The organism is Streptomyces sp. NPDC054834, from assembly GCF_053611185.1.
The window spans coordinates 20,294-38,845 of record NZ_JBSGZV010000049.1 but is presented as its reverse complement, the minus strand read 5'-3'; the positions used below and the strand labels follow the sequence as shown (position 1 = coordinate 38,845).

Here is an 18,552-nt window from a genome sequence, read left to right as displayed (position 1 = left end):
GTACCAATTGGTACACTCACGACGTGGTGAATACGGACGACTCGCAACCCGAGACCGAGCCCGAGGCCGCGCACGTCACGGACGGGGACCGGCGCGCACAACTGGTGGACGCGGCCGTCGACCATGTCGCGGCCCACGGCATCGCGGACTTGAGCCTGCGCCGCCTGGGCGCCGCGATCGGTGTCAGTCACCGCATGCTGATCCACTACTTCGGCTCCAAGGAACAGTTGCTCGTCGAGATCGTCCGGACGTCGGAGCGACGCCAGCGCGATCTGCTGTCCCGGCTCCGCACGGATCCCGGTCTCTCGCCCGCGGCTGCCGCGCGGCTCCTGTGGCAGCAGCTGACGGACCCTCGGCTGGCCGGTCAGGAGCGGCTCTTCTTCGAGATCTGCGGGCAAGCGCTCCGGGGCCGCCCCGAGGCCGTCCCGATCCTCGAAGGGCTTGTGACGGACTGGCTGGAACCGCTCGTCGCCGCCGAGATCGCCGCGGGGGCGGACCCCGCCGCGGCCCGGAAGCGCGCGAGGCTGGGGCTCGCCACCGTCCGCGGTCTCCTGCTCGACCTGCTCGCCACCGGCGACCGCGCCGGCGTCGACGCGGCGATGGAGGAGTTCCTCCGGCTGTACTACGGCTCGTGAAGCACCGGCGCCTTCGTCACTAGGTCGGTTGCGTAGAGGGCGCGCAGATCGTCGAAGGCTTGGAGGAGATGCGCGTCCAAGCTCTGCGCGGGGTCGTCGATCCAGGCTTGGGCCGCTTGGTGAAAGGCGGCCCAGCCGGTCCGCGCGGCCAGGCCGGCCAGCCGGTCGGCGACATCGCGCTGCCGCAGCGCCTCCGCTACGGCGTCGGTGAGCGACGCGGCCTTGGCCAAGTCGCGTTCGCGGAGCGCCGGTGTCGCGGCGATGACTTCCAGTCGTGGTTCGGCGAACGGGCGATTGTCCTCAAGGATCCCTTCGACCTTCCGGAAGGCCCAGAGCAGTATCTCGACTGGCTGTAGATCATCGGGCGCTTCCGTCACCGCCTGGATCAGCGCGGCGCGCAGGTCGGCTTCGCCGTCGAAGAGCACCTCGCGCTTGTCCGGGAAGTGCCGGAAGAACGTGCGCTCGTTGACGCCGGCCCGGGCGGCGATCTCAGCCGTGGTGGTCTGGTCGAACCCGCGTTCCCGGTACAGCTCCAGGGCCGCCTGCTGAAGGCGGCGGCGCGCTTCTGCTCCGCTCCGTGGCACCCCCCGAGGCTACCGCATGGGCCGGCGACCGAGGCCCCGTTGCGCCAGCGACTGGCGCTACCGTAACGTCAGTGACTGGCGCTACGTAGTGCCAGTCACTGACGTTGAACGGGAGTCCTTCATGCATGTCTTTGTCACTGGTGGTTCCGGCCTGACCGGCCCCGCCGTCGTCGCCGAGCTGGTCGCGGCCGGCCACAGCGTGACCGGTCTGGCGCGCTCGGATGCCGCCGCCGCTCGGCTGGAGTCGCTGGGTGCCACACCACACCGCGGCTCCCTGGAAGACCTCGACAGTCTGCGCAGCGGGGCCGAAGTCGCCGATGGCGTCCTGCACATGGCCTTCGGCGGCGACTTCGCCGACCCCGACGACATGATGAGGCGCGACCGGACCGCGATCGAGGCGCTCGGCCAAGCGTTGGAACACTCGGGCAAGCCGTTCGTCAGCACCTCGGGCACGCTGGTGATGCCCGCCGGCCGGGAGGGCACCGAGCAGGACGAGCCCGACACGGCCGGGATCGCCGGCTTCCGCATCCCGGGCGAGCGGGCTTGCCTGGACTTCGCCGCCCAGGGAGTACGCGCGAGCGTGGTCCGGCTCGCTCCCACCGTCCACGGCCCCGGGGACTACGGCTTCATCGGCATGCTCGTCGCCACCGCACGAAAGACCGGCATGTCGGCCTGCATCGGCGACGGCGGCAACCGGTGGCCCGCGGTACATCGGCTCGACGCGGCGGTCCTCTTCCGCCTGGCGCTGGAGAAGGCTCCTGCGGGCAGTGTGCTGCACGGAGTCGCCGAAAGCGGCGTCACCCTGAAGAGCATCGCGGAGACGATCGCCAGAGGCCTCGATCTGCCGGCGGTCTCGCTGACCCCGGACGAGGCTGCCGCCCACTTCCCGAGCCCGTTCATGGCCACCGTCTACGGCTTCGACGCGCCCGTCTCCAGCGCTTACACGCAGGAACTGCTCGGCTGGTCGCCCACCCACCCCACACTGCTCGAGGACCTGGAGCACGGCGATTACTTGGTCACGCCGGCCTCCTGACCCCGCACCGATCCCACCTTGGTGGGTGCGTGTGCCTGCGGGGCCTTGACGGTGTGCAGGACAGGAGCCCTCGATGCTCTGTGCCGGAAGTGGACACGGAGGCGCAGAGATCGCGGGTGCCGGTGATGGCGGCGGCGAAGGCCACCTCGGCATGCCGGGCCGGCGCCCGGCCGGTGGTGGCGAGGTCCACGGGCGGCACCGTCAGCCACAGCTGGGTGCGGATCGGCAGCCCGAGCCGTGCGCGGTCGGTGTCGATGTCGAAGTGGAGCACGCCGCTGTCGCGCAGTTCGGTGATCCGGCGTTGCACCGTGGAGTGCGATACGCCGGCGGTGGCCTCGGCGAGCCGCTGAGCGGTGGTGCTCAGTCAGTCGGCCGGAGTGATGTCCCGACCAGGGTCAAAACCCAGTTGCTCGTGCATCAGGGGACGCACGGCTTCGTCGTCGCGGGCTCGTGCGGCTTGCTGTCCGAGGTCGTACTACTTCCGATTGGCGAAGATGTACACGAGCCGTCCAAGCGCTACGAGGAAGAGCGCTGCGGGCGGGCTGAGGAGCCAGATGCCCAACCATCGCTTGGCAACCGGAATCAGCGTCAGCAGAGCGGTGATGGCGGCCAGGAGGCAGGCGATGTAGCCAAAGACGATGTTGTCGAACGGAAACATCTTGGGCCGCGCGAAGGCCAACCAGGTGTAGACGCCGGTAAGGAAGTTGAGGAACGCCAACACAACGGCGCTGACAGCGGCGCACAAGACGGTGGGCATGGTCAGCCGCAGGCGTACGGGTGTCTCCAGCGTTGGCATCTCGGCTCCCCCTGGCGGTGGGTACCGCCTTTCGCACAGGCTAAAGGCGGTACCGCGATGACCGCTCAGAGTTGCGGAAGCGGCGGGACGTCGTCCCTCACCCGCAGGCAGCCTGCGCGTCAGCGTTCGCCGAGCGTCGGTGTCGTCTCAGGAGGAGAAGCCCCGGCCGTACTCCTCGCGGCTGAGCCGGAACTCGACGCTCACAGGCAGCTGTTCCATGGTGTCGGCAGCGTACGCCCGCCTACGCACCCTGTGTGGCGGGGTTTTCGGTGTCGGGGGCAGTCCACTCCACGAGCTGGACGACGATGCCGTTCGGGTCGGTCAGCTGGAACAGCCGCTCGCCCCAGGGTTCTTCACGCAGCGGCATGGTGATGGGTGCGCCTGCTTCTCGCAGGTGCCGCTCCTGTGCCTCGATGTCGGTGACGGTGAGGGCGAGGATGAGGCCGGTTGCCTGGCGGTCACGCTGCTCGGGCGGAAGCACCTCGATGCCCTGGCGGAGCAGCACGATATCGGTGGCGGCGTCGTCGCGGGTCAGGGAGACGAAGCCGTCGGCGGCCATGGCCTGCTGGTACCCGAGGTGAGTGCAGAGGAAGTCGCGGGAGGCGTCCACGTCGGCGACGGTGAGGGACAGGGTGGAGGCGGTGACGTTCAAGCGATGTTCCGTTCCATGAGGCTAAAATTACTACCGACGTAATTTTAGCCTGAGAGTCAAGGAGGGGCAAGGAGATTTTTACGTCGGGGGTAAGATTCTGGGCATGGGTACCGAGCCGGGGCTCCGCGAGTCCAAGAAGCAGGAGACCAGACAGCTGATCTCCGACTGCGCCACCAAGCTCTTCATCGAGCTGGGCTTCGAGCAGACCACCATCGCCGAGATCGCCGCCGCAGCCCGCGTCGCCAAGAAGACCGTCACCAACTACTTCCCCCGCAAGGAAGACCTGGCCCTCGACCATCACGAGGCATTCACCCAGGGCCTCGCCCTGGCTGTCACCGATCGCCGGCCCGACGAGACGCCACTCGCCGCACTGTCACGAGCTCGCCGCACCGCCCTGCTGGAGCACAACCCGGTCATCGGCTTCACCGGCCTCACGTTCGCCCGCATGGTCGCCGACAGCCCCACCCTCACGGCCCGACTGCGCGAACTGCACGACCAGCGCGAGGAAGCACTCGCCATGGCACTGGCGATCGACACCCCCGCCTCCGCCGCCGCCATCGCACCCCAGGCCGCCGCCGCCCTGATCGCCGGAGCCGACCGCCTGCTGTTCCGACGCATCCAAGAACTGACCCTGGCCGGCCACACCAACGACGAGATCACCGCAACTCTGCTCCCGGAGGCTGGCCACACCACCGCCCTCCTGACCGCTGCCCTCGCCGACCACCCCACTGCCGCCACCGCCTCCCAGGCTGCGTCCGGCAAAGGAACGCAGTGAGATGAGGCCTTTGTGTGCGAGGTCCTGTAGGCAACCTTCGGCCACCCAGGTCGCCTGGGGCTCGTACCCGGCATCGGCCACACCTGGGCGGCGGGTGGACCGGTGATGTCGAGTGCGACGTACTGCTCGGCCGCCAGGGGCTCCCACATCGCCACGCGGTCGGTGAGGACGGCGTCGAGGTCGACGGGCTCGGGGGTGGTGGCGGTGTTCTCCAGGCGGGCCGGGGCGAGCAGGCCCTGGATCATGCGGCCGAGGCGTCCGACCTCCCCGAAGGCGTCGTCCAGGCTGGGGCGGGCGCGGGATCGAGGTAGGGCTCGAAGTTCTCGAGGCGCAGGCGCAGTGCGGTCAGCGGGGTTTTCAGCTGGTGGGAGGCTTCGGAGGCGAAAACCTTGAACGGCACATAGCTCGGTCCCCTGGCACGTCACCGCCTGCGTGAAGACGCGGTCAGGCGGGCTGCCACAGCTCGACCCGATTGCCCTCGGGGTCGGTGACCCAGCCGAATCGGCCGACACCGTCCATGTCCTGCGTTTCTTCGGCCACGTCCGCTCCCTTGGCGCGCAGTTGCGCGAGCATCGCATCCAGGTCGCGGACCCGGAAGTTGAGCATGGTCTGCTGGGCACGGGCCCCGAAGTAGTCGGTCTCGGACTCGAACGTCGCGAACACCGTCACCCCGGCTTCCTGACGCCACAGGCCGTTCTCGTCGGCGTCCAGGCCCAGGCAATCGCGATACCACGCGCTCAGGGCCGCCGGGTCGGCCGCCCGCATGAAATATCCACCGATTCCAAGCACACGTTCCATGCCGCCATCTTGCCAGGACGGTGATCGGGCGGGCGGGCACCACACCATCGTCCGCTTCACCCCTGTGTCAATCGCGGGGGAAGCGGTCCAGGTGGGCAGCGAACGCCGGCAGGGGTGGCTCCGGACAACCCTCGAGCTCCTCGCTGTGGGGGAGGAGCTGACGGAGCGTATCGACGGTGTGCCTTTGATGGGATGGGTTCTCCGGAACCGCGGGAAGCACTCCGATCGGCATGGTCAGTGCCGACAACTCGCTGTCCGAGACGCCGCGCACGGTCTGCCCGTCCAGGTTCGATCCGGCCACGACGGAAACCGGGCGCTCGGGCAGGCAAGGGGCCAGGTGCTCGACCTCGGCATCCCAGCTCCATGGCTGAGGCAGACGGTTCGGGGCCAGCACCTTGAACCCTGCGCGTTCGATGCCCGCCACAATCCCTGTCACCGCCCAGAAGCGGTCGGCGTCCATGTCGCCCTGCCATAGCCCTCCATGGATCAGGAGGATCGTGGGGTGCTCGTGACTGGTGCGAGGCAGTGCCATGGCCGTTTCCAGGGCTGGGCACCTGCTGGCAAACACCTCGCCCAGCCTGCTAAGTTGACGACACACGCGAGCCTTCTCGGTGCGGACTGCGGTCCGCCGGGGAGGTTTTTTTCATGCCCGGGCCAGCGCGCCCCGGCACTGGTGGACCCGCTTCGAAGCTGACTGCCCGCCGAGGGACCTGGACTCGTCGCGTACCCAACCACCGCTTCCCCACCTCACCCCGCAGGAGGAGACCCTTCTCATGAGCCGACGAACGAACACTGCCGCAGCCGCCGGTACGTGGCGACTCGGTGATCTGATCGTCAACCGTCTCGGGTTCGGCGCGATGCGTCTGACCGGTACCGCGCCCTTCGACCGCGGCGCACCGCGTGCCCGCGAGCAGTCGATCGGCCTGCTGCGGAGGGCCGTTGAGCTCGGCGTGAACCACATCGACACCGCCGCGTTCTACTTCTCGGCGACGCGTTCCGCGAACGAGCTGATCAACCGAGCACTGGCACCGTACCCGGAGGATCTGGTCATCACGACCAAGGTCTGGCCGGGACGCGACTCCTCGGGCGCATGGTGGTGGGCCACACCCGCCCAGCTGCGTGGCCAGGTGGAGGAGAACCTGCGGCAACTCGGCCGGGACCACCTGGACGTGGTGAACCTGCGCGTGCCACCGAGTCGGCGGACGGGCTCGGTCGGCGAGCACTTCGGCGCGTTGGCCGAACTGCGCGACGCGGGACTGATCCGGCACCTGGGCATCTCCAACGTGACGTCCGGGCAATTGACCGAGGCCCTCGCCATCGCCCCTGTCGTCTGCGTGCAGAACCCGTACGGAATCGGCGCATCGAGCGAGGATCGGGCTCTGCTTCGCCGCTGCGGCGAACTCGGCATCGCCTTCGTTCCGTTCTTCGCGATCGCCGGTTCCGGGCGCGAGGCAGGGCCGGCCGCCCCGGACAGCGAGGAAGTGCGCGCCGTCGCCCGCGCACACGGGGTTTCCGCCGCACAGGTCCGTCTGGCCTGGACCCTGCACCAGGGACCACATGTGCTGGGCATACCGGGGACCGGCCATCCTGGCCACCTTGCGCAGAACATTGCGGCCGGCGCGCTGCGGCTCTCGGAGGAGGAAATGACACTCCTCGCCTCGTCGCAACCGGAAGCCGGGCACCGGGGATCTGGGCCGGACGGGTGGGCGAGCCGTGCGAGGCGAGGCCAGGCAGCCCCAAGGCTGGGCCGATAGTCCCCGTCCTTCGCGATGTTCGGCCCTGTCGGACCCAACGAGGCCACCGCGATGATCGATGAGTCGGCCGGATCCGCCAGGCGGCCGACCGGCACCTCCTGTCGCTGCACGCCCGCACCGGCAAAGGGAGACCCATGCTTTCGCCAGAGTCGGCCGCCGTCGTCCGTGCCGCCCTGCCCGCAGTGGGCGGCGCCCTGGACGAGATCACGGCACGCTTCTACGGCACCATGTTCGCCGAACAGCCCGAACTACTGGACGGGCTGTTCAACCGAGGCAACCAGGCCGGCGGCGAACCTGTTCCGTGCCATCGCCGACGTGCTGGGGGAGGCGGTCACCCTCGAGGTGGCCGCGGCCTGGGACGAGGTGTACTGGCTGATGGCCGGCGCGTTCATCGCCCAGGAGGCCCGTCTCCACCAGCAGGCGCAGGTCGACCCCCGCAGCCCCTGGCGGCAGTTGACCGTGGTGGAGCGGCGGGAGGAGACGGCGGACGTGGTCTCCTTCCTGCTGCGCCCGGCCGACGACGGTCCCATGCCGCCGGCATCATCGTGCTGGCATCCAGTACGGGGTCTCCGGGCCGGACCTGTTACAGGCCGATCTGGACGGATCGCTGAACCGACGAACTGTGCCCGGGACAAGTACTGATGAGGGTCAGGCGAGGTGCAGCATGGTCTTCCAGGTGCTGCCACCGTAGGCCACGGTGGTGGCAGCGCCGATGCCACCCTTGCCGTCGCCCTTGTAGAGGTGGAGGGTGCCGTCGCTCCAGATGGCCGTCAGATCGGCGATGCCGTCCCCGGTGTAGTCGCCGGCCGTCAGCTGCCGGACCGTACCCCAGGTGTTGCTGCCGACCGGCACCGGGACCTGAGCACCGACCTGGCCGGTGCCGTCACCCGTATAGGCATGCAGGGTGCCGTCGGACCAGATCGCCATCAGGTCCGCGATCCCGTCGCCGTTGAAGTCGCCGGAGGTGAGCTGCTTCACCGTGCCCCAGGTGCTGCCGCCCGTGTTCACCTTGGAGTTCGGCGCTGTCTGCCCGTCGCCCTTGCCCGTGTAGAGATGCAGGGTGCCGTCGGACCAGATCGCCATCAGGTCCGCGATCCCGTCACCGTCGTAGTCGCCGGAGGTGAGCTGCTTCACCGTGCCCCAGGTGCTGCCGCCCTCGGCCACGGTGATGCCCTCGGCGAACTTGCCCTTGCCGTCGCCTTTGTAGAGGTGGAGGGTGCCATCGCTCCAGACGGCCATGAGGTCGGTGATGCCGTCGTCGGTGAAGTCGCCCTTGGCGAGCTGCTTCATCGTCTTCCAACTTGTGCCGCCGAGCTGGGCGATGTTCTGGCCGCTCAGCCCCTTGGCCGCATCGCCCGGGTAGAGGTGCAGGGTTCCGTCGTCCCAGATGCCCGCGAGGTCGGCGATGCCGTCGGCGGTGACGTCGTCCTGGACACGGAAGGCCGTCTGGTGGATCCAGTCCGCGAGGTCGTCGACACGCACGTCGACCGCGCCGGTGCGCGTCTCGTTGGGGTCCACGCCGAGACAGCCCCCCTGCCAGGAACGGCTGTTGACGGCGACGAGTTCGGGTGTGCCGTTGGTGACGCGGAGCGCGGGGCCCCCGGCGTCGCCCTGGCAGATCACCGCTTGACCGGAGCCGGTGAGACTGACGTCGCTTCCGGCCACCGAGGCGACGGTGAAGGGGGCCGAGTGCAACGTGTCGGGGGCCCATTCGGTCGTGGTGCGGCCGAAGCCCAGAACCGTGAGCTGCTCGCCCGAGACCAGGCCGTTGGCGGCGAGCTCGGCCGGGGTGATGCCGAGGACACGGCGCGCCAGCTTGACCATCACCACGTCCCGGTCGGCGTGCGGCACGAGTCCGACCGCGTCCACGACTTTCCCACCCGTCTGGGACAGGTCGGTACGACCCACCGTGACGGTGGTCTTGAGCGCGGGCTTTCCTGGCGGGGCGGGCTTGCCGCCGTCGGCGAAGCAACTGGCGGCGGTGAGCACCCACTGAGGATCCACCAGCACGCCCGAACAGGCCTGCTGCTCAGCGACGTTGATCTTCGCGGTGAACGCGAGGGCGGTGTCCTGGACGTCGGCGCCGGGAAGAGCGGCGGCGGGCGAGTTGGTGACCAGGCCGCTCGCAGCCGTGGCGGCTGCGAGAAGGCCTGCGGTCCACGCGACACATGAACGCTTTCCAGTCATGACTGTCCTTGGTGCGGGGTCGGCCGGGGGAAAGATGCGCCCGTTCACTTGCTCGTACGGATCTCCACGAGAGCGAAATCGCGGGCCTGCGGGTCGGCGGACTCGCCGACCGGCGTCCACTCGCCCTTGGCGACCGCGACCTCCTGCGGTGTGGCATCCGGTGCGGTCAGAGTGACGTCGGCGGCGTGGTCGGCCGAGCCCTTGACCGCGAAGACCATGGGGATCTCCAGGGTGAGCCAGCCGGAGGTGCCGGTGGTGCGGAAGCAGGTCTTGCCGTTCTTCCGTGACCACACCTCCATCAGCCCGGTGGCGGACGAACAGTCGGCGAGGATGATGTGGCCGTCGCCGCGCTTGAGGACGATCCCCTTCTCTGCCTTGATCTTGTCGGCGTCCGGGTAGCCGAAGTCCTCGACCGCGTAGCCGGGCTGGCTGTCGGCCGCCGCCACCGGGATGCCGGAGTCATCGGCACGGGAGGCAGGGCCGGCGGCGAGGACTGCGGCGGCACACGCCAGCGTGGCCGCACCGATGGCGGTGATCCGCCGTGTGAGATTCATACAAGGCCCCTTACCGCGGCGTCAGGGCTTCAGAGCCCCAGCATGCCGATGATCGGCGAAACGAGATCATGACCGAATTGCGTGATCTTAGTGGCGACTTCACCGGCGCCGAGTTCACCGATCCACTTCGACTGGCCATAGGTGATCAAGGACAGAAAGCCACTTGCCACGGAAGAGCGGAACTGACCGCTGTTCACTCCGTAGCCGACTCCCGTGAAGATGACGTTGAGCGCGGTGAACGCGAGGGAGGCGTCCCCGAAGCCGGACGCGACGTCTTCAATGAACGGCACGGCGGGTGGAGCGAAGATGCCGACGCCCAGTCCGACGATACCGATCCCGGCAGCGGTGAGCCCGGTTGCGATACTCAACTTGTTGAACTGGTACGCAAACCACCGTGCGTCCAGCTGCCACTGAGGAACATCGGGGTCGTCGTTGTCCGGCGAATCAGCCGGATTCTTCCCGGCCTCCTTGGCCTTGCGCGCTGCCTCGGCCGCCTGCCTGGCCGCCTCCGCGAGTTCGGCCTGCCGCTTGTTCACCGCGATCTGATGGGCCTGGCTCGCGGCGGCCGCCGCCGTACGGGCGTCCTTGCCTGCCTGGACGGCCGAGGTACGGGCCGAGGTGGCGGAAACCTGTGCCGAGGTGGCCGAGACCATCGCCCGGTGGGCCGCGTCCACGGCACGGTTGGCGGAATAGTTCGCCGACCGCGAGGCCCGGCGCGCGACACTGGCCGCCTGCTGTGCCCGGTCGGCCGAGGCCTGCGCGTCCTTGGCCGACTGTTCGGCGGCGTCCGCGTTGGCGTCCGCCTGCTTGGCGTAGCCGGCGGCCTTCGCAGCCGATTCCTTGGCCTTGTCCGCCCACTGCTGGGCCTCGTCGGCCGCGTTGCGGGCCTTCGCCGCGGCCTGCTGCGCATTGGCGGCGTCTTCCTGCGCCTTGTGCGCGATCTTGGCGGCGGCGGCGATCGCGCCCTGCATGGCGGCGACGTGGGCAGCGAAGTCGTAGTCGAGTCGCGCGGTCTTGTACTGCACCGAGGCGACGAAGTTGCGGCGCATCCAGGCCGGGCCTTCCATCGCGGCCTGGGCGTGGGCCTTGGTGTACGGGCCGCCGGTGCTGATGAGGGCCGCGGTGGCGACCGCGTCGTCCTCCCGCTGCGCCGCCTCGTACGTCACGCTGAGGAATGCGTACAGGGCTTCGGCGGTGCCGCTGTCCAGCGCGTCGTTCGCCGCCTTCTTGACGGCGCTGCCGGGGTCGTTGGCCAGGACGCGGGAGACTGCGACGCGGTTGTCCGTCGCGGCCGCCTCGATGGCACCGTCGGTCAGGAACTTCGTGGCGGCGTCCGGGTCCTGGCTCGCCAGCGCCGTGGTCGCGGCGTCGGCCACGTCCGGGGTGGTGATCTGGGCCAGGTAGAGGGCGGTCTCCCGGTCGTCCTGCTTCTGCGCGAGTTGCCGGTCGCTGTCGATCCATGCGTGGATGTCGGCGTCCGCGCCCGACAGGGCGAACCGTGCGGCCTCCCGCGACCAGGTGCCGTGGGAGTTCATCAGGGCGACGGCCGCCGTGCGCCCGAGCGTGGCGGCACGGTCCAGGTCTCCTGAGGCCAACGCCGACTCGGCCTGGGAGACGATGTCCTTGGTGGCCTGCTCCTCCTGCTCGGCCTGGGTACGTTTCTCGGCGAGCTCCGCCCGCTCCTGATCCTCGATCCGGGCCAGCAGGGCGGCCTCTTCCACCGCCTGCTTCATGTCCTCGTCCAGGCGCTGCGACTCGGCGTCCCGCGCCTTCTTCTCCACATCGACCGCCTGGGCGACGGCGTCGGTGGCGGTGTTCGCCGCCTTGGTGGCCTCGTTGGCGAACTCGGTGGACTTCTTGGCGTATTCCAGGGCCTGGCCTGCGTACTTGGCCGCCCATTCGGCGGCGTCCGCGGCCTTGTCCGCGTGGTCGGCCGCGCTGTTCGCGGCATCGCGTGCGGTACGGGCGGCCGCCGCCGCGTTGTTCGCCAACGCCTGCGCGGTTCCGGCGGCGTTGGTGGCGAGCTGGGCGTTGCTGCTCGCGATCTGCGCCTGCCGCCTGGCCTCCGCGGCCTCGGCCTGGGCCCTGCCCGCGGCGGAGGCGGCGGAGGCGGAAGCGTTCGCGGCCGCGGCGGCGTTCCGGGCCGCCGAGGCGGCGGCGGACCCGGCGCTCGCGGCCTGGGCCGAGGCGGTGGCGGCGTAGTCGGCGGCGGAGGCCGCGCTACGGGCCTTGGCCGCGGCGTTACGGGCGGCCACGGCGGCGTCCTTCGCGGCGGACGCCTTGGTCGCGTCCTTCGAGGCGGCGATGGCGGCGCCGTACGCCCTGGCGGCGGCGGATCCGGCGCCGGCCGCTGCCTGGCTCGCGGCGGTCGCGGCGTAGGCGGCGCGGCGGGAGGCCTGGACGGCGGCGTGCGAGGCGCGGATGGCGACCCGGGCCGAGTCGGCCGCGCCCTTCGCCGCCTCGGCCGCCTTGCGGGCCGCCCTACCGGACTTGACCACGTCGTCCTGGGCCGCCTGCGCCTCGGCAGCGGCCTTCTCCGCCGCTTCCTTGGCCTTGTCGGCGGCCTCGACGGCGCGGGCGGCGGCCTCCTCGGCTTCCTTCGTGTTCGCGTCGGCCTTCTTGCCCTCGCGTTCGACGACCGCGACGAGCTCCTCGATCGTCGAGGCCTCCTGGTCGCGGGCGCGGGCGATGTGCTGGCCGGTGTCGAGGAACCATTCGACGTCGTCGTCGGTGCCGGACAGAGCCCGGGAGGCGTACTTCCGCACCTCCGGGCCCGCCTGCACCATGAGGGTGGAGACCTCGACACGCATGTCCTCGAAACGGGCGGTGTACTGACCGTCGGTGAGGAACTGCTCCAGGGCTTCCTGGGTTCCCGCGTCCAGCGCGGCGCTGCCGTCCCGGCGTACCGCTTTGGCGCCCGCGGCCATCACGGTCGTGGTGGCCACCTGCATGTCCTCGAGGATGGCGGCCTTGAAACCGCCGTTGAGGTAGTCGGCGACGGCGGCGTCGCCGCTGTCGAGCGCCGCGCCGGCCTCGCGCCGGGTGCCTTTACCGCCTCCGGCGAGGGAGGTGACGAGGGCGACGCGGTTGTCATCGGCCGTGACCTTGGACAGGTCGACGGTCAGAAAGGTCTGAACGTCGGCGTCGGTGCCGGTCAGTGCCGTTTCCGCGGCTGCGCGGACGGCTTTGCCGCCCAGCAGCCACGCTTTGACGATCTTCGCCCGGTCGGTGTCGGGCAGGTCGAAGGGGTCGCCGTCGTCCACATCGCCCGGCGCGGTGTCGGCTCTTGCGGCCGAGGGGATGAGGACGAGGTTTGTGGCTGCGACGGTTGCGGAAGCTGCGAGGGCGCCGAGAACACGCCGTCTGCTCCAAAAAGTGCTCTCCAAGACGGACCTTTCGGGATGGGTGAGGAACCGGCCGCACGGACTCTGTCGTGACGGGAGATCAGTTCACGAGCTGTAGCCAGGTGTTGGGTCCGACGATGCCGTCAGGCGTGAGCTGGTTGCGGGTCTGGAAGGCGACGACGGCGTCGCGGGTCGCCGTGCCGAAGGAGCCGTCGACCGACAGCGACGCGCCGTGGGCGTTCAGTTCGGCCTGTACCGCATTGACGGCCGCGTTGCGGTCGCCCTTCTTCACGGTGGTGATGAGCGCTTGCCAGGTCTTGGGGCCGACGATGCCGTCGGCGGTCAGCTGGTTCCGGGTCTGGAAGGCCACCACGGCGTCATGGGTGGCCGTGCCGAAGGAGCCGTCGACCGACAGCGACGCGCCGTGGGCGTTGAGCAGATACTGGACGGTGGTCACCTGGCGGCCGACGTAGCCCTGCTGGACGACAGGCCAGGCGCCGGCCGGTGGCGGCGGTGACGGCGTGTAGGTGCCGTTCGTCGCGAAGTTCCGCAGGTCCTGTTGCGTGCCGTTGAACAGGTCCTGGTCACCGGGAAAGGTTCCGGAGTCGGAGGTCTGCCAGATGGCGTAGGTGGACCAGCCGTTGGGCAGCGGGTGCGGGGTGCCGGTGTAACTGCCGATCCAGAGCAGGTTGGTGGCGGCGAAGGCCGAGGAGTTGCCGGTGCACTGCGACCACCAGGACGCGTTGGTGTTGATCACCGCGTGGCGGCCGGTGCGGCTGCGGTACTCGTCGTCGAACGAGGCGATCCAGCGGACCATCGCACCGGGGTCGACCCCGTAGCAGGTGGGCACGTCCGGGGAGGGCTCGACGTCCAGGACGCCGGGCAAGGTCTTGCCGTCGGGCTGCCAGGCACCTCCGTGGTCGATGAAGTAGTCGGCCTGGGCGCCGCCGGAGGACTTGTCCGGCCTGGCGAAGTGGTACGCGCCGCGTATCAGGCCGACTTGCGCTGCTCCCTCGTACTGCTGGGAGAAGCGAGAACTGATGTAGGAGGTGCCCTCGGTCGCCTTGACGTAGGCGAAGGAGGCACCGTCGGCGGCCACCGAGGGCCAGTCCACGCTCTCCTGGTAGGCGCTGACGTCGAGTCCTCGCACGGCGGCATCCGTACCGAGGGCCGCCGCCGATGCCGAGCCCGGAGTGGCGAGCAGAGCGGCGGTTGCGGTCACCGCTGCCAGCGCGCCCAGGGCCGCTGCCCGCAGGCCGCGTACGGCTCGGGGCGAAGTCCCCCGGGATTGCTGGGGAGTTCTCAGGTCATGCGCCATCCGTGAATGTCCTTTCCATCGTCCGCCCGTAACGGTGGTGGGCCGTTCACGCTCCGGCGGCACCCCCGTCGCCGCCGGCCGCGGCCACGACCCGGCCACGCCGCGCGGCAGCGCTCACCGCCGAAGTGGTGCCCGCCGCCGACCACGTCACAGGGTTCTGGACCGGCTCGTTGTTGCGCACCCTCGGACCGTGCGGTGAAACAAACGTCCCGGCGGCCGGACTTGGGAGCCGATCGGCTGGATCGTGCTGTTCAGAGATGCGACCCCCATGGGACGGTGCGAAGGTTGTCCTTTGTTGCTCGTGCTGACCATGGGGGACTGGGATGGGGCGTCGGGAAGGCCCGCTGGATCCGGCGGCCGGGCCGGTGCAGCGCTTCGCGTTCGAGTTACGGAAGTTGCGCCGGGACACGGGAGGCCTGACCTACCGGGCCATGGCGCAGCGCGCGGGTTACTCGGTGGCAACGTTGTCGAGAGCGGCCGCGGGTGAGCAGTTGCCGTCCCTGGCGGTTGTACGGGGCTATGTGCGGGCATGCGGGGCAGACGTCGGGGAGTGGGAGCGGCGCTGGCGGTCGGTGGCTCAGGAAGTGGCCGCCGAGCCGGAGCCGGATGACGGTTCGGCGGCCCCCTATCGGGGGCTGGCCCGCTTCGAACCCGGTGATCGGGACCTGTTCTTCGGGCGCGACCAGCTCGTGGCTCAACTGGCCGAATGCGTGCGCACCCGCCGGGTGGTCGCTGTGGTGGGCGCGTCCGGAAGCGGCAAGTCCTCCCTGCTGCGCGCGGGCCTCATCCCCGTGTTGAGGAGCGATGGTTCACCGGGGTGCCGGCCCGCGGCCATCCGGATCCTCACCCCGGGACGGCACCCGTTGGCCACGCACGCCGATGCGACGGTGCCGAGCCGGGAACCGGGTGACACGGTGGTGGTGGTCGACCAGTTCGAGGAGCTTTTCACCCTTTGTGTGGACCCGGCCGAGCGCGCGGCCTTCCTCGATCTGCTGGTGACCGCGGCGGTACCGGACAGCAGGCTGCGGGTGGTGCTCGCGGTGCGGGCGGACTTCTTCGGGCGCTGCGCCGAGCATCGTCCGCTCGCCGCGGCCCTCCGCGACGCAACCCTGCTCCTCGGCCCCATGGGGCCGGCCGAACTGCGCGAGGCGATCGTCAAGCCCGCCGTGGCCGCGGGCTTGATCGTCGAGCGCACCTTGACCGCGAAGGTCGTCGAGGATGTCGCCGAAGAACCCGGCGGACTGCCGTTGATGTCCCATGCCCTGCTGGAGACCTGGCGTCGCCGCAGGGGCCGCACTCTCACGCTGACCGCCTACCAGGCGGCAGGCGGTGTCCACGGCGCCCTGACCCGCACCGCCGAGGAACTGTACGCACAGCTTGCCCCGGAGCAGGCCGAGGCCGCCCGGCGTATCCTGCTGCGGCTGATCACGCCCGGTGAGGGAGCCCAGGACACCAGTCGCCCCGCCGACCGCACCGAACTGCGGGCGGGGAGCGCCACCGACCAGGCAGCCGACAGCGCCGCGGCACTGGAATTGCTGGCCCGGGCACGGCTGATCACGCTGGACGGCGACACGGTGCACCTCGCCCACGAGGCACTGATCACCGCCTGGCCCCGGCTCCAGGCCTGGATCGACGGCGCCCGTGACCGGCTGCGTGTCCACCGTCAGATCACCGAGGCCGCCCGCGTCTGGCAGGAACTCGACCGGGACCCGGGGGCCTTGTACCGGGGTACCCGCCTGGCCACCGCCGAGGAGTGCTTCGCCGGGTACCGGGCGGACCTCACCCCGGTGGAGTGTGCGTTCCTCGACGCCAGTATCGCCGCCCGCGAGCAGGAACGGCGGTCGGCGGCCCGCACTGCCCGGCGATTCCGGACGCTGCTGGCCGCGGTGTCCGGCCTGTTGCTGGTCGCGTCGACGGCCGCCGTCATCGCCTTCCAGCAGCGCTCGCTGGCCCGGGCCGGCCGCGACCGGGCGGTCGCCGAGCAGGTGGTGGCGCGGGCCGGCCAGCTCGACGCGACCGATCCGTCGCTGGCGGCGCGGATGTATGTGGCGGCGCACCGGCTGCGGTCGGATCCGGAGGCCGCCGCGGGTCTCCTCGACACGCAGAACATCGCGCTGTCCTCCGTACTGTCCGGACCCACCCAGGCGGTGTACGCGGTGGCGTTCTCACCGGACGGCCGCACCCTCGCGACCGGGGCCGGTGACGACACCATCAGGCTGTGGAGCCTGGCCGACCCCGCGCACCCCGTCCCGCTGGGCAGACCGCTCACCGGGCACACCAGCTGGGTGTACTGGCTCCAGTTCTCGCCGGACGGCCACACGCTGGCCAGCGCGAGCCGGGACCACACGGCTCGGCTGTGGGACGTCCGCGACCCGGCCCACGCCAAGGCCCTGGGCAAGCCACTGACCGGGCACAGCGACTACGTCTTCTCCGTGTCGTTCAGCGGTGACGGGCGTACGCTGGCCACCGCGAGCCACGACCGCACCGTACAGCTGTGGGACGTACATGACCCCGCGCGTGCCAAGGCACTGGGCCACCCACTCACCGGGGCGAGCGACTCCGTCGCCTCGGCCGCTTTCAGCCCGGACGGCCGGACGGTGGCGGCCCCCGGCCACGATCACAAGATCCGGCTGTGGAATGTCACCGACCGGACGCATCCGAAGCTGTGGCGGAAGCCGCTGAACTGCCCGGACGTCGTCTACGCGGTCGCGTTCCGCCGGGACAGCCGGGTCATGGCCAGCGTGGGCGACGACCACAAGGTACGGCTGTGGGACGTCTCCCACCCGGCCCACGCCAAGGCACTGGGCGAGCCCTTGACCGGGCACAGCGACACCCTGCTCGCGGTGGCGTTCTCACCGGACGGCCGCACACTCGCAACCGGCGGCGCGGACCACACCATCCGGCTGTGGGACGTCTCCGACCCGCTGCGTCCGGCTCCCCTCGGGCAGCCGCTGATCGGCCACGCCGGATTCGTCAACTGGCTGGCGTTCAGCCCCGACGGGCGGTCGCTGGCCAGTGCGAGCGACGACCACACCGTACGGCTGTGGCACCTGCCGCGCACCGTTCTGGCCGGCCACTTCGGTGCCGTCACGAGTATCGCGTTCAGCCCGGACGGCCGGAGCCTGGCCGGCGCGGCCGGCGGGACGGTACGGCTGTGGGACGTGCGCGATCCGGGGCGGGGCAGGCAGTTGAGCGAGCTGCCGGCCGAGCACTCCGCCTCCCGGGTGGTGTTCCAGCCGAAGGGCCGACTGCTGGCGAGCGCCGACAGTGACGGCACGGTGGGGCTGTGGGACGTCTCCGACCCCCGCCGTCCCCGGCGGGCCGGCCTGGTCCGCACCGGCGGCGCCGACCAGGGCGACGTGCTGGCTTTCACGCCCGGCGGGCGCGTACTGGTCACCGGCGGCCCGGAGCACAGCCTGCGGCTGTGGAACATCACCGATCCCGCACGCCCCGCCGCCCTCGGTTCACCGCTGACCGGCCACATCAGCTTCGTCCACTGGGCGGGCGTCAGCCCGGACGGCCGCACCCTGGCCAGCGCCAGCGAGGACGACAAGGTCCGGCTGTGGGACATCGCCGATCCGGTCCGCCCCCGGGCCCTCCCGGACGTCCGCACGGGCGACACCGGTGGCACCCTGTGGGGCGCGTTCAGCCCCGACGGGCGGTTACTGGCCACCGCCGGCATGGGTCACGACGTGCGCCTGTGGAACATCTCCGCACCGGCGCACACCACACCGCTCGGCACCTCGCTGACCGGGCACACCGGCCCGGTGACCTGGGTGGGTTTCAGCGCGGACGGCCGCACGCTGGCCACCGCCGGCGTTGACCGGAGTGTCCTGATGTGGGATGTGGCCGACCCGGCTCGTCCGGCCCCGTGGGGCAAGGGGCTCACCGCCGGACACACCGATGCGATCGCGACGGCCGCGTACCGCCCGGACGGACGGCTGCTGGCGACAGCGGGTCCGGACGGCACGATCGAGTTCACCCCTCTCGGACTCGACCAGGCGATTCGCCGTATCTGCTCAAGCACAACCGGCCTGCTCACCCCGGCGCAATGGCCGGGCTACATACCGGAACTCCCGTACGCTCCGCCGTGTCACGGCAGCTGATGCGGGTGCCACATGC

General features: G+C 70.5%; 17 protein-coding genes and 1 pseudogene. 6 read left to right on the top strand and 12 right to left on the bottom strand.

Features of this window, described 5'->3' with window-relative positions; translation table 11 throughout:
• Positions 1–23: 23 nt before the first annotated feature.
• Positions 24–635 carry a TetR/AcrR family transcriptional regulator gene (locus ACWGJM_RS40415; protein ID WP_453416748.1) on the top strand — a complete coding sequence of 204 codons (612 nt, stop codon included), beginning with the start codon at positions 24–26 and terminating at the stop codon, positions 633–635.
• On the opposite strand, the gene ACWGJM_RS40410 is transcribed toward ACWGJM_RS40415, so the two are convergent.
• Positions 623–1,219, bottom strand: a complete 597-nt coding sequence (locus ACWGJM_RS40410) for a TetR family transcriptional regulator (protein WP_453416747.1) — start codon at positions 1,217–1,219, stop codon at positions 623–625. The two genes, ACWGJM_RS40415 and ACWGJM_RS40410, sit on opposite strands and share 13 nt — an antisense overlap.
• Positions 1,220–1,340: 121 nt before the next feature.
• Between ACWGJM_RS40410 and ACWGJM_RS40405 the strand changes: the two genes are divergently transcribed.
• Entirely contained in the window at positions 1,341–2,252 is a 912-nt protein-coding gene (locus ACWGJM_RS40405) for an SDR family oxidoreductase (protein ID WP_453416746.1), read from the top strand.
• Here ACWGJM_RS40405 and ACWGJM_RS40400 read toward each other — a convergent pair.
• The 3 genes from ACWGJM_RS40400 to ACWGJM_RS40390 all read right to left on the bottom strand — a co-directional run bounded on the left by ACWGJM_RS40400 (position 2,236) and on the right by ACWGJM_RS40390 (position 3,700).
• Positions 2,236–2,559, bottom strand: coding sequence for a hypothetical protein (locus ACWGJM_RS40400; RefSeq protein ID WP_453416745.1), 324 nt, complete (start codon positions 2,557–2,559; stop codon positions 2,236–2,238). The genes ACWGJM_RS40405 and ACWGJM_RS40400 overlap by 17 nt on opposite strands.
• A gap of 168 nt (positions 2,560–2,727) precedes the next feature.
• Positions 2,728–3,048, bottom strand: coding sequence for a hypothetical protein (locus ACWGJM_RS40395; RefSeq protein WP_453416744.1), 321 nt, complete (start codon positions 3,046–3,048; stop codon positions 2,728–2,730).
• Between the two features lie 241 nt (positions 3,049–3,289).
• Positions 3,290–3,700 (bottom strand): VOC family protein, encoded by a 411-nt coding sequence (locus tag ACWGJM_RS40390; protein WP_453416743.1) that lies wholly within the window; start codon positions 3,698–3,700, stop codon positions 3,290–3,292.
• Between the two features lie 103 nt (positions 3,701–3,803).
• On the opposite strand from ACWGJM_RS40390, the gene ACWGJM_RS40385 reads away from it, so the two are divergent.
• Complete coding sequence (locus tag ACWGJM_RS40385; RefSeq protein WP_453416742.1) at positions 3,804–4,475, top strand: TetR/AcrR family transcriptional regulator; 672 nt, start codon at positions 3,804–3,806, stop codon at positions 4,473–4,475.
• A 241-nt stretch (positions 4,476–4,716) separates the two neighbouring features.
• On the opposite strand, the gene ACWGJM_RS40380 is transcribed toward ACWGJM_RS40385, so the two are convergent.
• The 3 genes from ACWGJM_RS40380 to ACWGJM_RS40370 all read right to left on the bottom strand — a co-directional run bounded on the left by ACWGJM_RS40380 (position 4,717) and on the right by ACWGJM_RS40370 (position 5,733).
• On the bottom strand, positions 4,717–4,875 hold the full coding sequence (locus ACWGJM_RS40380) for a hypothetical protein (protein ID WP_453416741.1): 159 nt from the start codon (positions 4,873–4,875) through the stop codon (positions 4,717–4,719).
• Positions 4,876–4,919: 44 nt separating this feature from the next.
• Positions 4,920–5,273, bottom strand: coding sequence for a VOC family protein (locus ACWGJM_RS40375; protein WP_453416740.1), 354 nt, complete (start codon positions 5,271–5,273; stop codon positions 4,920–4,922).
• 67 nt (positions 5,274–5,340) lie between these two features.
• Positions 5,341–5,733: a hypothetical protein gene (locus ACWGJM_RS40370; RefSeq protein WP_453416739.1), complete on the bottom strand. Its 393-nt coding sequence runs from the start codon at positions 5,731–5,733 to the stop codon at positions 5,341–5,343.
• A 313-nt stretch (positions 5,734–6,046) separates the two neighbouring features.
• Between ACWGJM_RS40370 and ACWGJM_RS40365 the strand changes: the two genes are divergently transcribed.
• Both ACWGJM_RS40365 and ACWGJM_RS40360 read left to right on the top strand, forming a co-directional pair.
• Positions 6,047–7,027 (top strand): aldo/keto reductase, encoded by a 981-nt coding sequence (locus ACWGJM_RS40365; protein WP_453416738.1) that lies wholly within the window; start codon positions 6,047–6,049, stop codon positions 7,025–7,027.
• Positions 7,028–7,161: 134 nt separating this feature from the next.
• Positions 7,162–7,567 (top strand): annotated as a pseudogene (locus ACWGJM_RS40360) (hemin transporter); the annotation flags it as partial.
• Positions 7,568–7,675: 108 nt separating this feature from the next.
• Here the strand turns inward: ACWGJM_RS40360 and ACWGJM_RS40355 are convergent.
• The 5 genes from ACWGJM_RS40355 to ACWGJM_RS40335 form a co-directional block, all read right to left on the bottom strand.
• Positions 7,676–9,214 (bottom strand): FG-GAP-like repeat-containing protein, encoded by a 1,539-nt coding sequence (locus ACWGJM_RS40355; protein ID WP_453416737.1) that lies wholly within the window; start codon positions 9,212–9,214, stop codon positions 7,676–7,678.
• Positions 9,215–9,258: 44 nt separating this feature from the next.
• Positions 9,259–9,768: a hypothetical protein gene (locus tag ACWGJM_RS40350; RefSeq protein WP_453416736.1), complete on the bottom strand. Its 510-nt coding sequence runs from the start codon at positions 9,766–9,768 to the stop codon at positions 9,259–9,261.
• Between the two features lie 29 nt (positions 9,769–9,797).
• A complete protein-coding gene (locus ACWGJM_RS40345) occupies positions 9,798–13,031 on the bottom strand; it encodes a hypothetical protein (RefSeq protein ID WP_453416735.1) in 3,234 nt (1,077 codons plus the stop codon).
• A 181-nt stretch (positions 13,032–13,212) separates the two neighbouring features.
• Positions 13,213–14,334: a GH25 family lysozyme gene (locus tag ACWGJM_RS40340; protein WP_453416734.1), complete on the bottom strand. Its 1,122-nt coding sequence runs from the start codon at positions 14,332–14,334 to the stop codon at positions 13,213–13,215.
• Positions 14,335–14,476: 142 nt separating this feature from the next.
• Positions 14,477–14,611 carry a hypothetical protein gene (locus tag ACWGJM_RS40335; protein WP_453416733.1) on the bottom strand — a complete coding sequence of 45 codons (135 nt, stop codon included), beginning with the start codon at positions 14,609–14,611 and terminating at the stop codon, positions 14,477–14,479.
• A gap of 142 nt (positions 14,612–14,753) precedes the next feature.
• Here ACWGJM_RS40335 and ACWGJM_RS40330 point away from each other — a divergent pair, with 142 nt between their 5' ends.
• Complete coding sequence (locus ACWGJM_RS40330; protein ID WP_453416732.1) at positions 14,754–18,536, top strand: nSTAND1 domain-containing NTPase; 3,783 nt, start codon at positions 14,754–14,756, stop codon at positions 18,534–18,536.
• Positions 18,537–18,552: the final 16 nt, after the last annotated feature.

Coding starts and splice junctions, on each gene's coding strand:
- ACWGJM_RS40330 (WP_453416732.1), top strand. CDS start 14,754: ATGGGGCGTCGGGAAGGCCCGCTGGATCCGGCGGCCGGGCCGGTGCAG.
- ACWGJM_RS40405 (WP_453416746.1), top strand. CDS start 1,341: ATGCATGTCTTTGTCACTGGTGGTTCCGGCCTGACCGGCCCCGCCGTC.
- ACWGJM_RS40355 (WP_453416737.1), bottom strand. CDS start 9,214: ATGACTGGAAAGCGTTCATGTGTCGCGTGGACCGCAGGCCTTCTCGCA.
- ACWGJM_RS40375 (WP_453416740.1), bottom strand. CDS start 5,273: ATGGAACGTGTGCTTGGAATCGGTGGATATTTCATGCGGGCGGCCGAC.
- ACWGJM_RS40370 (WP_453416739.1), bottom strand. CDS start 5,733: ATGGACGCCGACCGCTTCTGGGCGGTGACAGGGATTGTGGCGGGCATC.
- ACWGJM_RS40365 (WP_453416738.1), top strand. CDS start 6,047: ATGAGCCGACGAACGAACACTGCCGCAGCCGCCGGTACGTGGCGACTC.
- ACWGJM_RS40395 (WP_453416744.1), bottom strand. CDS start 3,048: ATGCCAACGCTGGAGACACCCGTACGCCTGCGGCTGACCATGCCCACC.
- ACWGJM_RS40350 (WP_453416736.1), bottom strand. CDS start 9,768: ATGAATCTCACACGGCGGATCACCGCCATCGGTGCGGCCACGCTGGCG.
- ACWGJM_RS40385 (WP_453416742.1), top strand. CDS start 3,804: ATGGGTACCGAGCCGGGGCTCCGCGAGTCCAAGAAGCAGGAGACCAGA.